Below are 12,339 nucleotides of genomic sequence, written 5' to 3'. Positions count from 1 at the left end.
GTGTTGATGACCTCTTGCGGAGGGGCGGTTTGCTCTCCCTTTAGTCGCTGTGTGATACATCTACCCATACGGGCGTGTCCACGCCTGTGACCTGGGCGAACGCGTACCCGGGCAGGAAGTCTGTGAGGTGGAACGTATGCAACTGACACCGCATGAGCAGGAACGCCTGATGATTCATGTGGCAGCCGACGTGGCCGAAAAGCGCCGAGCGCGGGGGCTGAAGCTCAACCACCCGGAATCCATTGCGCTGCTGACCGCCCACATCCTCGAAGGGGCACGCGACGGCCGCACGGTCGCCGAGCTGATGTCCTCCGGACGCCAGGTGCTCAGCCGCGACGACGTCATGGACGGCGTCCCCGAAATGATTCATGACGTGCAGGTCGAGGCCACCTTCCCCGACGGCACCAAGCTCGTCACCGTTCACGAACCCATCAACTGACCACGGGAGAGCAGAAGATGATCCCGGGACAGATCCTCTACGCCGACGAGCCGGTACGCCTCAACGAAGGCCGCCCCCTCACGCGCATGACCGTCCTCAACTCCGCCGACCGCCCCGTGCAGGTCGGCTCCCACTACCACTTCGCCGAGGCCAACCCGGGCCTGGCGTTCGACCGTGCAGCCGCGCACGGCATGCGGCTCAACGTCGCGGCGGGCTCCGCCGTGCGTTTCGAGCCCGGTATCCCCACCGAGGTCGAGCTGGTCCCCCTCGCGGGCAAGCGGATCGTCGCCGGGCTGCGCGGTGAGACCGGAGGCACCCTCGATGGCTGAGCTTTCCCGCCAGGACTACGCCGACCTCTTCGGCCCGACGACCGGCGACCGTATCCGCCTCGCCGACACCGACCTGGTCATCGAGATCGAGGAGGACCGCAGCGGCGGTCCCGGACGCGCCGGGGACGAGGCCGTCTTCGGCGGCGGCAAGGTCATCCGCGAGTCGATGGGCCAATCCCGCGTCACCCGCGCCGAGGGCGCCCCCGACACCGTCATCACCGGCGCCGTCGTCCTCGACCACTGGGGCATCGTCAAGGCGGACGTCGGCATCCGCGACGGCCGGATCGTCGCCCTGGGCAAGGCGGGCAACCCCGAGACGATGGACGGGGTCCACCCCGGCCTCGTCATCGGCCCGGAGACCGAGATCATCGCCGGTAACGGCAAGATCCTCACTGCCGGTGCCATCGACACCCACGTCCACTTCATCTGCCCCCAGCAGGTGGACGAGGCCCTCGCCTCCGGCGTCACCACTCTCGTCGGCGGCGGCACCGGCCCCGCCGAGGGCAGCAAGGCCACCACCATCACCCCCGGCGCCTGGCACATCTCCCGGCTCCTGGAGTCGATGGACAACCTCCCCGTCAACGTCGGTCTGCTGGGCAAGGGCAACACCATGTCCGCCGACTCGATGCGCGACCAGCTGCGCGCCGGGGTCCTCGGCTTCAAGATCCACGAGGACTGGGGGGCCACGCCCGCCGTCCTCGACGCCTGCCTGAACATCTGTGAGGAGAGCGGCGCCCAGCTCGCGATCCACACCGACACCCTCAACGAGGCCGGATTCCTCGGCGACACCATCGCGGCCATCGCCGGGCGCTCCATACACGCCTTCCACGTCGAGGGCGCGGGCGGCGGTCACGCCCCCGACATGATCGCCATGGTCTCCGAGCCCAACGTGCTCCCCGCGTCGACCAACCCGACCCGGCCGCACACCGTCAACACCGTCGAGGAACACCTCGACATGCTGATGGTCTGTCACCACCTCAACCCGGCGGTCCCCGAGGACCTGGCGTTCGCCGAGTCCCGCATCCGGCCCTCGACCATCGCCGCCGAGGACATCCTGCACGACCTCGGCGCCATCTCGATCATGTCCTCGGACGCCCAGGCCATGGGCCGCATCGGCGAGGTCGTGCTGCGCACCTGGCAGACCGCACACGTGATGAAGAAGCGCCGCGGCCTGCTGACCGGCGACACCGCCGCCGACAACACCCGCGCCCGCCGGTACGTCGCGAAGTACACCATCAACCCGGCCGCGGCCCAGGGCATCGACCACGTCATCGGCTCCGTCGAGGACGGCAAGCTCGCCGACCTGGTGCTGTGGGACCCGGCGTTCTTCGGCGTCAAGCCGCTGCTCGTCATCAAGGGCGGCCAGATAGCCTACGCGCAGGTCGGCGACGCCAACGCCTCCATCCCCACCCCGCAGCCGATCCTGCCGCGCCCCATGTTCGGCGCCATCGGCCGCGCCCCGGGCAGCAACTCCGTCAACTTCGTCTCCGCGCAGGCGGTCGAGGACGGTATCGCCGAACGGCTCCCGCTCGCCAAGGCGTACGAGCCGATCCGCAGCACCCGGTCCGTCACCAAGGCGTCGATGCGCAACAACGACGCCCTGCCGCGGGTCCACGTGGAGCCGGACACCTTCACGGTGACCATCGACGACGAGGTGGTCGAGCCCGCCCCCGCCGCCGAACTCCCCATGGCGCAGCGCTACTTCCTCTTCTGAGATGACGCAGATGACCTCATCCAGGAACGGCACGCACCCCGGAGGCCCGCGATGAACCGCGCCGCCCTCATGGTGCTCGCCGACGGCCGGTTCCCCGCCGGAGGGCACGCGCACTCCGGCGGGGCGGAGGCCGCGGTCGCGGCCGGACGCATCACGGACGCCGCCTCGCTGGAGGCGTTCTGCCGCGGTCGGCTGCACACCGCCGGGCTGGTCGCGGCGGGGCTTGCCGCGGCCGCCGCGGCGGGCGGCGACCCGCTGGCCCTCGACGACGCGGCGGACGCCCGCACGCCCGTCCCGGCGCTGCGCGCCGCCGCCCGCCGCCTGGGCCGCCAGATGATGCGGGCGGCGCGGGCGGCCTGGCCGTCGGCGGAGCTGGCCGCGCTGGCCGCGGCGCGGCCGCGCGGCGCCCACCAGCCGGTGGTGCTGGGCGTCGCCGCCCGCGCCGCCGGGCTGACGCCGCTGGACGCCGCCTACGCCGCGGCGTACGAGAACGTCAGCGGTCCGGCGACCGCGGTGGTCCGGCTGCTCAGCCTGGACCCCTTCGACGCCACCGCCGTCCTCGCCCGCCTCGCCGGCGACCTCGACCGTCTCGCGGCCGACGCCGCGGCGGCCGGGGCCCGCTTCCCGACGGAGGGGCCGCACGTGCTGCCCGCCGCGTCGGCGCCGCTGCTCGACATCACCGCCGAACAGCACGCCGCCTGGCCGGTCCGCCTCTTCGCCTCCTGACCACCGCCGCCGGGAGCCACCCGCTCCCGGCGGCCCCCTGCGCCTCGCGCGCTCGCACGACTACGGAGTCCGTATGCACCTCGACCACGAACTCGACGAGATCTTCCCGCACCGCCACAGCTACAGCGCCGCGGTGTCCACCCGCCCCGACGGCACCCGCCGCGCCCTGCGCATCGGCCTGGGCGGCCCGGTCGGCACCGGCAAGACCGCCACCGTCGCCGCCCTGTGCCGGGCGCTACGCGACGAACTGTCCCTCGCCGTCGTCACCAACGACATCTACACGCGGGAGGACGCCGAGTTCCTGCTGCGCGAGGCGGTCCTGCCCGGTGAGCGGATCAAGGCGGTGGAGACCGGCGCCTGCCCGCACACCGCGATCCGCGACGACATCTCCGCCAACCTGGAGGCCGTCGAGGACCTGGAGGACGAGGTCGGCCCGCTCGATCTGATCCTCGTCGAGTCCGGCGGCGACAACCTGACCGCCACCTTCTCCAAGGGCCTCGTCGACGCGCAGATCTTCGTCATCGACGTCGCGGGCGGCGACGACATCCCCCGCAAGGGCGGCCCCGGCGTCACCACCGCGGACCTGCTGATCGTCAACAAGACCGACCTCGCGCCCCACGTCGGCGTCGACCTGGAGGGCATGGCCCGCGACGCCAAGGCCCAGCGCGGTGAACTGCCCGTCGTGTTCACCAACGTCAAGTCCGACGGCGGCGTCACCCCGGTCGCAGAGTGGGTCCGTGCCCGCCTCGCCGGCTGGACCACGAGCGCCGCATGAGCCCCGCGCCCACCACCACCCGGCCGTCCGGCGTCCCGGCCACGGCCGCCGGACTGCGGGCCACCGCCCGCGTCCTCGCCCGCACCGACGCGCACGGCATTACCCGGCTGCCCGTCCTGGACGGTTCCGGGCCGTTCGCGCTGCGCCGGACCGGCTTCCCCGGGCCGCAGGCCCGCGTCTGCATGGTGGGCGCGATGAGCGCCCCGCTCGGCGGTGACCGGCTGGCCGTCGAGGCCACCGCCGAGGCCGGGGCGTCGCTCCACCTGACCGCGGCCGCCGCCACCGTCGCGCTGCCCGGCCGCACCGGCGACGCCGCCACCTACGACGTCCGGCTGACCGTCGGCGACGGCGCCCGCCTCGACTGGCTGCCCGAACCGCTGATCTGCGCCGAGGGCAGCGACCTGTGGATGACCACCACCGTCGAACTGGCCCCCACCGCCCGCCTCGTTCTGCGCGAGGAACAGGTCCTGGGCCGCAGCGGCGAGCACACCGGCACGCTGCACAGCCGCCTGACGGTCCGCCGCGCCGGACGCACCCTGCTGGACCAGGAGACCGCCTACGGCCCCGGCGTACCCGGCTGGGACACCTCCGCCGCCCTCGGCGGCCACCGGGCTCTCGGTCAACTCCTCGCCGTAGGGCCGGAGTTCGAGGACGCCGAGCAGCGGGTTCGGCTGCTGGGCGGGGCCGCGCCGGAGCGGCGGGACGCGACCGGCGGGCAGGGCGTGCTGGCGCCGCTGACCGGCCCCGCGGTCCTCACCACCGCCGTCGCCCCGGATGCCCTGCGGCTGCGCGCCGTCCTCGACGAGGCGGCCCGGAGCCTGCCGGGCTGAACCGCTCAGACCTCCAGTACCTCCTCGACCCGGGCGAGCCGGTGGCGGGCCAGCGCGAGATTGGCGCGCTTGCGGTCGAGCACCAGATAGAGGAAGAGCCCGGCGCCGTGGCGCCCGGTCACCGGCCGGATCAGGTGGTACTGCGAGGTGAGCGTGATCAGCATGTCCTCGATGGAGCCCTGCAGATCCAGCATCTCCATCGTGCGCAGCTTCGCGCGGACGAGATCGGTGTTCCCGGCAGCGGCGACCTCCATATCCAGTGAGTTGCTGCCGCCGAGCGCCGCCAGCGTCATCCCGCTGGTGTGATCGACGAGGGCGATGCCGATGACGCCTTCGATGGTCGACATCGCATCGGCGAGCGCGTTTTCCATGGATGCCATAACGGTGCACACCTTTCTGGGTACGGGTTGCGGCGGGGCGTGAAACGCGGGGCCCGGACGGGGCGTTGGGGGAGCGGCGACCGGTGGAGGCGGGCGGGAACGGCGGTGGGATCAGGACGGGTCCGCGGCGGGCGCCTCGTCCACCAGCGCACCGATGCGCTCCGCGGCCTGACGGGCCTGCAGATGCAGTCGCCCCACATTGATCTCCGGGCCGCCCACGGTGGTCAGCACCGCCTTCGCCCCCGCCGCGTACGCCGCGACGTAGCCGTGCGTGCCGCGGGTGAGGGTCTCCTCGAAGCCGCCCTGACCGGTCGCCTCGGTGAGACGCTTGGCGACGCCGATGGCCGCCGCGGTGAGCGCGGCGAGGGCGTCCGGTTCGATGTTCCGCAGATCGTGGGCGATGACCATGCCGTCCGCGCTGGCCACCATGCCGCCGCGGAGATGGCGCACCTGGTCGCGCAGCGCGTGCAGTTCGTCCCGCACCCTGGGCTGGATCGTCATCAGTCTCCTCTTCTCGGCGCGCCGTGCGAGGGCACGTCTCATGGGTCGTCACAACGGTTCACAGGTTCTCCTCCAGTGCCGTACGCAGGCGGGTGAGGAGGGTGACATCGGGGTCGGCGGTCTCCGGGAGCCCGGCCGGCAGCCCCGGCGCCCCGGCGGACGGCTGCGGGTCCCGCTCCCGCGCCTCCTCCAGGCACACCCCCGGACGCCGCCGGGGCAGCGCGCCCGGCGTCCCGCCGTCGTCCGCGGCGGAGTGCGTCGGCCGCTCCGCGTCCCGCTCGCGCCCGGCGGCCCGCGACGACGGCCCGCCGCTCCGCCCGCCCGCGGGAGGCCGCGACGGCAGCCCGCCGTCGGGGCCACCGGGGCCACCGCGCGTCGGCAGCGCGGGCGCGGCACCCGACCGCTTGTCCGGGCCGCCCCGGTCCCGCCCGGCCGTGCCGGATCGCTTCTCCCCGCCGCCCCGAGGCCGCCCGGACCCGCCCGGCCGCGCCCCGCCACCGCTCCGGCCCGCGGGGCGGGCGCCGGACGGCTCCGGGCTCGTGCCACCGGCCGTCCCCGCGCCGCCGGTCGCTTCCGCGCCGCCGGTCGCCTTCCCGCCGCTCGTCGCCGCCGTACCGCCGCCTGCTTTCCTGCCACCGCCCGTCGCCGTACCGCCGGTGGTCGGCGTTCGGCCGGTTGCCGCCGCGCCGCCGGTGGTGGGGCTTCCGCCGCTCGCCGCCGCACCACCGGCCGTGTCCGTGCCACCGGCCGTCCCCGTCCCGCCGGCCGCCCCCGCGCCCTCCGGGAGCACAACCAGCCCGCCCGCGGCCAGCCGCCGTACCTCCAGCAGCGTCCAGAACACCGAGTGCCCCAGCGCGTGGGCGAGACCGGCGGGGGTACGCCGCCCGTCCGCCGCCGCCAGCAGGAGCCGGGCCCGCCAGCCGGGGCCGTCCTCGCGGCGGGTGTCCGGGGTCAGGACGACCGGCGCGCCGTCCACCGCCTCCCACGTCCGCCAGGCGTCCAGCTGCGCCCGGCGGACGGCGACCGCCCGCAGCAGCGCGGCGACGCCCACCTGCCGTACGGCCTCGGGGCAGTGCTCCGCGCCGGGCGTGAACGACGTGCCCTCCTCGGGGAGCGGCAGCACCAGGAACGCCGCGTCCAGCAGCAGCGTCAGATGGCGGATCTGCCGCAGCACCAAGCTCTCCGGCGCGACGTCCCCGGCGCCCGCCCCGGACGCGGGACCGCCTCCGGAGGTACGCGCCCGCCCGCCGGCTCCGGACGCCGCCCGGCCCTGCCGCGTACGGCGTGATCGCCCGCCCTCGCGGGGCGGGGCGGATCCGGGCAGGTCGTCGCACTCCACCCAGGAGACTGCGCCGTCTCGGAGACGGATGCGGCCACCGGGGAAGTGGAGTGCGCCGGTGGCCCGTTCGGCGGCGAGTCGCGCGAGCGGGCCGTCCGGTCCGGTCGGGGGAGTGGAGGCGGACTGGCCCATGGCGTTCCCCTAGCGTGTCCGGTCGAGCGGTACCGGGCCGAGCACGGCCCCGCGCACCGAGGGTGCCGGGGCCGCGGGCGTGTCGCGGCGGCGCGGGAGAGCCCGCGCGGTCAGCCCGGCACGAGCCCGGCCGCCAGATCGTGCAGCCGCCTGCGCGCCACGGCCAGATTGGCCCGCTCCCGGTCCAGGTACAGGTACAGGTACGTCTGACTGTCGAAGGCGGTGTGGACGAAGCGGATGAGGTGGTAGCCCCCGGCTGCGGTGAGGATCAGGTCTTCCAGGCCCGGTCGCGCCCCGTCGGCGCCGGAGTCGAAGGTGGCGCTGCGCTGGACGGCCTGGACGACCTCGGCGGTGTCCGCGGCCGCGGCGTCGTGGTCGTTCCCCGGCGCCCGGCCCGCCGTACCGAGGGACAGCCCGCTGGTCCAGTCGATCAGCCCGGCGCCGAGAACGCCGGGGATACCCATCGCCTCGGACAACACCTGATCGATACCCGGCACGCGGAACTCCTTCTCGGTCACGGGACGGAGGCGAAACGCCGACAGCTCTCCCCGCGCGGCTGGCACGGAGGAGAGCCCGCTTGAAGGCTACTCACCGTACGCGTCCCGGCACAGAGGCGGAACGTACATGACGGACGATTGACGCGTTCTGGTCCGTCGTTCGGCGTCCCGGGTACCCACCGTGACGCCCCGCACCGCGCGGTCCGGCCCCTGAACGCCGGTTTCTCCTCAGCCGGTTGGCGGACCGCTGTCCCGAAAACGTCCCGGAACGCCGCGAAACACGGTGGCCACGACGGATTCCGGCCGTGCTGGGGTCGTCCCGGCCGCCACTGTCCGTGACGGCAGGGAAAGGAGGCGGAGGGGCGGCGGATGGGGCGCAAGAGGCCGGGGTGCACATCCTCCACCACCCCCACGATTCCTACAGATTGATAAAGAAATGATGTTCGAATCTTCTCCTGGGGGGCGTGGGACGGCAGGATCCCCCTCGTCATGCCGTGATCAGCCGCCCCGCGCGGCGCACCCTTGCAGGGGGAACCACCACGTGAGAAGAACAGCAGCACTCGGCGCCGCCGGCACCCTGGTGACCGGCGCGCTCCTCGCCGGAGCGATCTCCGCCACGCCCGCCACCGCCGGTGAGCGCCACCCCGCCTCCTCCGCCGAGGACCGCGGCGTGCGGACCGCCGCCGCCCGCGCCGCCGCCCAGGGCATCAACTGGCAGGACTGCCCCGCCGACTGGGGCCTGAAGGCCCCGATCCAGTGCGGTTACGTCACCGTCCCCGTGGACTACGCCCGCCCCGGCGGCCGCACCATCAAGATCGCCGTCGACCGGGTCCGCAACACCGGCGGCAAGGACGCGCGTCAGGGCGCCCTCGTCTACAACCCCGGCGGCCCCGGCGGCTCCGGTATGCGCTTCCCCTCCCGCGTGACCGACGGCAAGCCGCTGTGGAAGAAGACCGCCGCCGCCTACGACTTCGTCGGTTTCGACCCGCGCGGCGTCGGCCACTCCGCCGCCATCTCCTGCGTCGACCCGCAGGAGTTCGTCAGCGCCCCCAAGGCCGACCCGGTCCCCGGCAACGAGGCCGACAAGCGCGCCCAGCGCAAGCTCGCCAAGGCGTACGCGGACGGTTGCGCGGCCCGCAGCGGTGACCTCCTGCCGTATCTGACGACGCCCAACACCGCCCGCGACCTGGACGTCATCCGCGCCGCGCTCGGCGAGAAGAAGCTCAACTACCTCGGCGTCTCCTACGGCACCTACCTCGGCGCCGTCTACGGCACGCTCTTCCCGGGCCACGTCCGTCGCATGGTCGTCGACAGCGTCGTCAACCCCTCGCGCGACAAGGTCTGGTACCAGGCCAACCTCGACCAGGACGTCGCCTTCGAGACCCGCTGGGGCGACTGGAAGAAGTGGGTCGCCAAGAACGACGCGACGTACCACATCGGCGACACCCCCGAGAAGGTCCAGGCGCAGTGGGAGAAGCTCCGCGCGAGCGCCAAGAAGAGCCCCATCGGCGGCCTCGTCGGCCCCGCCGAGCTGATCGGGTTCTTCCAGCAGGCGCCCTACTACGACTCGATGTGGGCGCCCGCCGCCGAGGTGTGGAGCGCGTACCGCGCCGGTGACGAGAAGCAGCTGATCGAGAACGCCGGACCGGACCTGAAGGACACCGCCGGCAACATCGCCGCCGAGAACGGCAACGCGGTCTACACCGCCGTCGAGTGCGCCGACACCAAGTGGCCCACCGACTGGCGCACCTGGGACCGCGACAACACCCGCGTCCACGCCCAGGCGCCCTTCATGACCTGGGCGAACGCCTGGATGAACCTGCCCTGCGCGACCTGGTCCGCCAAGCAGCAGCGCCCCGTCGAGGTCAAGAGCGGCAAGGGCCTGCCCCCGGTGCTGCTCGTCCAGAGCACCCGCGACGCCGCCACCCCGTACGAGGGCGCGGTCGAGCTGCACAAGCGGTTCGCCGGTTCGCGGCTGATCACCGAGCGGGACGCCGGTTCGCACGGCGTCACCGGCCTCGTCAACCCCTGCATCAACGACCGGGTCGACGCCTACCTGCTGGAGGGCAGGACCGACGCCCGGGATGTGACGTGTGCACCGCACGCCGCCCCCGAGCCCGCCAAGGCGAGCGCCAAGACCGCCGCCAAGGGCGCGAGCGACCTGCCCGTCGCTCCCTGACCGGCGTACTCGTACGGCGCGGGCGTCCCGGACCTCTCCGGGGCGCCCGCGCCCGCGTGTTGAGGCTCCGCCACGTACTCCGGTACATCCGGGGAACCGGTTTCAGAGAGCGGTTGCACTAGCATCGGACGCCGGACCGCGCACCCGCGCGGTGCCCGGCCGACGTCCGGTCAGAAGGAGGCATCAGGTGGCGACACTCGCGGACGTGGCGCGCGCGGCCGGGGTTTCCAAGGCCACCGCCTCGCGCGCGCTGACCCGCCCGGAGATGGTGACGGAGGCGACCCGCGAGAAAGTACGGGCCGCCGCCGACCGCCTCGGCTTCCAGCCCAACCGCAGCGCCCGCGCGCTGACCACCGGCCGCACGGGCCTGATCGGCCTGATCGTGCCGACGCTGGCCAACCCCTTTTTCTCCCCGCTGGTGCTGGGCGCGCAACGCGCCGCCGAGGAGGCCGACGCCCACCTCCTCATCAGCGTCTCCGAGGCCGACGCCGACCGGGAGGCGGCGCTCGCCGCGCGCCTCGGCGAACAGGCCGACGGCGTCGTCATGGTGGCGCCCGTCGGCACGGACGCCGCGCTGCGCGAGCACGCACGGCAGCGCCCGCTGATCCTCGTCGACCGCCGCGTCGGCCGCCTGCCCGCCGTCGTCCTGGACGCCGAGGAGGGCGCCACCCGCCTCGCCGACCACCTGCTGGAGCTGGGCCACCGCGACCTCGCGTACGTCTCCGGGCCGCCCGGCTCCTGGTCGGACACCCGGCGCAGGGCGGCGCTGGCCGAACGGACCGCGGCCGCCGGTGCCCGCCTGCACGTCCTGGGCCCGCTGCCGCCCACCTTCGACGCGGGCATCGCCGCCGCGGACCGACTGCCCGCCGACGCCACGGCGGTGCTCGTCTACAACAGCTACCTCACCCTCGGCCTGCTGCACGGCCTGCGCGCCGCGGGCCGCCGCGTCCCCGACGACCTGAGCGTCGCCGCGGGCGATGACCTCACCGCCTTCGCGGTCACCGACCCACCGGTCACCGCCCTGTCCTTCCCGGTCGAGGAGGCCGGTGCCACGGCCGTCCGCCGCCTCCTCGACCTGTGCGGCGGGACGGGGGCCCGTACCACCACGCGGCTGGCGCCCCGGCTGGAGGTCCGCGCGTCCACGGGGGCTCCGGGGCGGAGGTGAGTGCGGATCGGACGGGGCGGCACGGTGCCGATCCGGGACCGGGCGGGGCGTCACCAGCCCGGCGCCTCGGGTGCGTTCGGCCTGACGACCCCGGGGGCAGCGCGCCGACCGCCCCGCGTACCCATGCCGGATCATGGCCGACGACCCCCGGCGCCCTCAGCCGCCCGCCACCCCCTTCTCGTCGCTCCACCCGCGACGTCACGCCCCGGCCGCGCGCCGGGGTGATCTCCTGAAGACCTCCACCCCGACCGGGGCTGCGCACTGACGGCAGCCCGAGGAAGGAAAACCACCATGCCCATCAAGTCGCTGCAGATTCCCACCCCGGACGGCCAGGCCGACGGCTTCGCCGCCTTTCCCGACGGAGGCGGGCGGCACCCGGGGGTGCTGCTGTACCCGGACGCCTTCGGCGTGCGGCCCGTCCTGCGGGAGATGGCCCAGGAACTGGCCGGACACGGCTACTACGTGCTCGTCCCCAACCTCTACTACCGCACCGGCCCGGCGCCGGTCGTCGACCTGCCCGAGCACATCGGGGAGGAGTCCCGGCCCGCGCTCTTCGGTCAGCTGATGCCGCTGATCGAGGAGCACACCACCGACCGTGTCCTGCGCGACGCCGACGCCTACCTCCGGTTCCTCACCGCGCAGCCCGAGGTCGCCGCCGGGCCCGTCGCCACGATCGGCTACTGCCTGGGCGCCGTCCTGGCGATGCGCACCGCCACGGCCCACCCCGGCCAGGTGGCCGCCGTCGCCGGATTCCACCCCGCCGCCCTGGTCACCGACGCCCCCGACAGCCCGCACCGCCTGGTCCCCGAGCTGACCGCCCAGGTCCACATCGGCCTCGCCGAGGGCGACATGACGCCCGAGGCCATCGAGGAGTTCAACCAGGCCCTCGACGCCGCGGGTGTCGGCTACACGACCGAGGTCTACCCCGGCGCCGTTCACGGCTTCACCATGTCCGACACCGCCGCCTTCGATCCCTCCGCACTCCAGCGCCACTGGGACCGCCTGCTCCCCCTCCTCGACCGCACCCTGACCAAGAGCTGAGGCCCGGACGGCCCGGAGCCCGGAGCTGAAGTGCGCAGTTCCGGGAGCCGTCGGCCCGCACGCCGGCCGCGCCTTCGCAACGGCGCCGAGGGGCCCGCGCGGATGTCTGCCGCAACGGCCCCTCGGCGGACGCCGGGCCTACCCCGGATGCGTCCAGTAGCTGCCTGCTCCCGGCCGGCGGCGCCGGGCCATCGGATCGTGGACGAGCCGCAGGAGCAGCCCGGCGGGCGTCACCAGCAGGGCGTACGCGAGGAGGAGGAGCGGTTTGCGCATGGTGCTCGGTTCCTTTCGG

The 12,339-nt window shown here is 74.1% G+C and carries 14 protein-coding genes; 9 read left to right on the top strand and 5 right to left on the bottom strand.

Annotated elements, in window-relative coordinates; genetic code table 11:
• The first annotated feature begins 136 nt into the window (after positions 1–136).
• The 6 genes from OG422_RS00835 to OG422_RS00810 all read left to right on the top strand — a co-directional run bounded on the left by OG422_RS00835 (position 137) and on the right by OG422_RS00810 (position 4,813).
• The gene (locus OG422_RS00835) at positions 137–439 is read left to right on the top strand and encodes an urease subunit gamma (protein ID WP_143940408.1); all 303 of its coding nucleotides are present in this window, start codon (positions 137–139) and stop codon (positions 437–439) included.
• Positions 440–456: 17 nt separating this feature from the next.
• A complete protein-coding gene (locus OG422_RS00830) occupies positions 457–768 on the top strand; it encodes an urease subunit beta (RefSeq protein ID WP_143940407.1) in 312 nt (103 codons plus the stop codon).
• A complete protein-coding gene (locus OG422_RS00825) occupies positions 761–2,482 on the top strand; it encodes an urease subunit alpha (RefSeq protein WP_405738486.1) in 1,722 nt (573 codons plus the stop codon). The genes OG422_RS00830 and OG422_RS00825 overlap by 8 nt, the downstream gene beginning before the upstream one ends.
• A gap of 51 nt (positions 2,483–2,533) precedes the next feature.
• Positions 2,534–3,208: an urease accessory protein UreF gene (locus OG422_RS00820; protein WP_405738483.1), complete on the top strand. Its 675-nt coding sequence runs from the start codon at positions 2,534–2,536 to the stop codon at positions 3,206–3,208.
• Between the two features lie 73 nt (positions 3,209–3,281).
• The gene (gene ureG, locus OG422_RS00815) at positions 3,282–3,983 is read left to right on the top strand and encodes an urease accessory protein UreG (protein WP_143940404.1); all 702 of its coding nucleotides are present in this window, start codon (positions 3,282–3,284) and stop codon (positions 3,981–3,983) included.
• Positions 3,980–4,813: an urease accessory protein UreD gene (locus tag OG422_RS00810; RefSeq protein ID WP_405738480.1), complete on the top strand. Its 834-nt coding sequence runs from the start codon at positions 3,980–3,982 to the stop codon at positions 4,811–4,813. Before ureG ends, OG422_RS00810 begins: the two co-directional genes overlap by 4 nt.
• A 5-nt stretch (positions 4,814–4,818) precedes the next feature.
• Here OG422_RS00810 and OG422_RS00805 read toward each other — a convergent pair whose 3' ends face one another.
• The 4 genes from OG422_RS00805 to OG422_RS00790 form a co-directional block, all read right to left on the bottom strand.
• Complete coding sequence (locus OG422_RS00805) at positions 4,819–5,193, bottom strand: hypothetical protein (RefSeq protein WP_143940402.1); 375 nt, start codon at positions 5,191–5,193, stop codon at positions 4,819–4,821.
• Between the two features lie 111 nt (positions 5,194–5,304).
• Positions 5,305–5,694 (bottom strand): roadblock/LC7 domain-containing protein, encoded by a 390-nt coding sequence (locus tag OG422_RS00800; protein ID WP_143940401.1) that lies wholly within the window; start codon positions 5,692–5,694, stop codon positions 5,305–5,307.
• Positions 5,695–5,752: 58 nt separating this feature from the next.
• On the bottom strand, positions 5,753–7,165 hold the full coding sequence (locus tag OG422_RS00795) for a hypothetical protein (protein WP_405738476.1): 1,413 nt from the start codon (positions 7,163–7,165) through the stop codon (positions 5,753–5,755).
• A 110-nt stretch (positions 7,166–7,275) separates the two neighbouring features.
• Positions 7,276–7,662: a hypothetical protein gene (locus OG422_RS00790; protein WP_030281373.1), complete on the bottom strand. Its 387-nt coding sequence runs from the start codon at positions 7,660–7,662 to the stop codon at positions 7,276–7,278.
• 541 nt (positions 7,663–8,203) lie between these two features.
• Here OG422_RS00790 and OG422_RS00785 point away from each other — a divergent pair.
• The 3 genes from OG422_RS00785 (at position 8,204) to OG422_RS00775 (ending at position 12,047) form a co-directional block, all read left to right on the top strand.
• Positions 8,204–9,841 carry an alpha/beta hydrolase gene (locus OG422_RS00785; RefSeq protein ID WP_405738473.1) on the top strand — a complete coding sequence of 546 codons (1,638 nt, stop codon included), beginning with the start codon at positions 8,204–8,206 and terminating at the stop codon, positions 9,839–9,841.
• A gap of 187 nt (positions 9,842–10,028) precedes the next feature.
• On the top strand, positions 10,029–11,006 hold the full coding sequence (locus tag OG422_RS00780; protein ID WP_405738470.1) for a LacI family DNA-binding transcriptional regulator: 978 nt from the start codon (positions 10,029–10,031) through the stop codon (positions 11,004–11,006).
• Between the two features lie 291 nt (positions 11,007–11,297).
• On the top strand, positions 11,298–12,047 hold the full coding sequence (locus OG422_RS00775; protein WP_405738467.1) for a dienelactone hydrolase family protein: 750 nt from the start codon (positions 11,298–11,300) through the stop codon (positions 12,045–12,047).
• A 138-nt stretch (positions 12,048–12,185) separates the two neighbouring features.
• Here the strand turns inward: OG422_RS00775 and OG422_RS00770 are convergent, their stop codons facing one another.
• Positions 12,186–12,320, bottom strand: a complete 135-nt coding sequence (locus tag OG422_RS00770; protein ID WP_405738464.1) for a hypothetical protein — start codon at positions 12,318–12,320, stop codon at positions 12,186–12,188.
• Positions 12,321–12,339: the final 19 nt, after the last annotated feature.

Source organism: Streptomyces sp. NBC_01525 (assembly GCF_045040405.1).
Taxonomy (GTDB): Bacteria; Actinomycetota; Actinomycetes; order Streptomycetales; family Streptomycetaceae; genus Streptomyces; species Streptomyces benahoarensis.
The sequence above is the reverse complement of the archived record's forward strand: the minus strand, read 5'-3'. Positions and strand labels throughout refer to the sequence as shown.

Bases quoted from the DNA above. Each gene is read 5' to 3' on its own strand.
- OG422_RS00805 (WP_143940402.1), bottom strand. From the start codon at position 5,193: ATGGCATCCATGGAAAACGCGCTCGCCGATGCGATGTCGACCATCGAA.
- OG422_RS00795 (WP_405738476.1), bottom strand. From the start codon at position 7,165: ATGGGCCAGTCCGCCTCCACTCCCCCGACCGGACCGGACGGCCCGCTC.
- OG422_RS00835 (WP_143940408.1), top strand. From the start codon at position 137: ATGCAACTGACACCGCATGAGCAGGAACGCCTGATGATTCATGTGGCA.
- OG422_RS00800 (WP_143940401.1), bottom strand. From the start codon at position 5,694: ATGACGATCCAGCCCAGGGTGCGGGACGAACTGCACGCGCTGCGCGAC.
- ureG (WP_143940404.1), top strand. From the start codon at position 3,282: ATGCACCTCGACCACGAACTCGACGAGATCTTCCCGCACCGCCACAGC.
- OG422_RS00770 (WP_405738464.1), bottom strand. From the start codon at position 12,320: ATGCGCAAACCGCTCCTCCTCCTCGCGTACGCCCTGCTGGTGACGCCC.
- OG422_RS00830 (WP_143940407.1), top strand. From the start codon at position 457: ATGATCCCGGGACAGATCCTCTACGCCGACGAGCCGGTACGCCTCAAC.
- OG422_RS00825 (WP_405738486.1), top strand. From the start codon at position 761: ATGGCTGAGCTTTCCCGCCAGGACTACGCCGACCTCTTCGGCCCGACG.
- OG422_RS00775 (WP_405738467.1), top strand. From the start codon at position 11,298: ATGCCCATCAAGTCGCTGCAGATTCCCACCCCGGACGGCCAGGCCGAC.
- OG422_RS00820 (WP_405738483.1), top strand. From the start codon at position 2,534: ATGAACCGCGCCGCCCTCATGGTGCTCGCCGACGGCCGGTTCCCCGCC.
- OG422_RS00810 (WP_405738480.1), top strand. From the start codon at position 3,980: ATGAGCCCCGCGCCCACCACCACCCGGCCGTCCGGCGTCCCGGCCACG.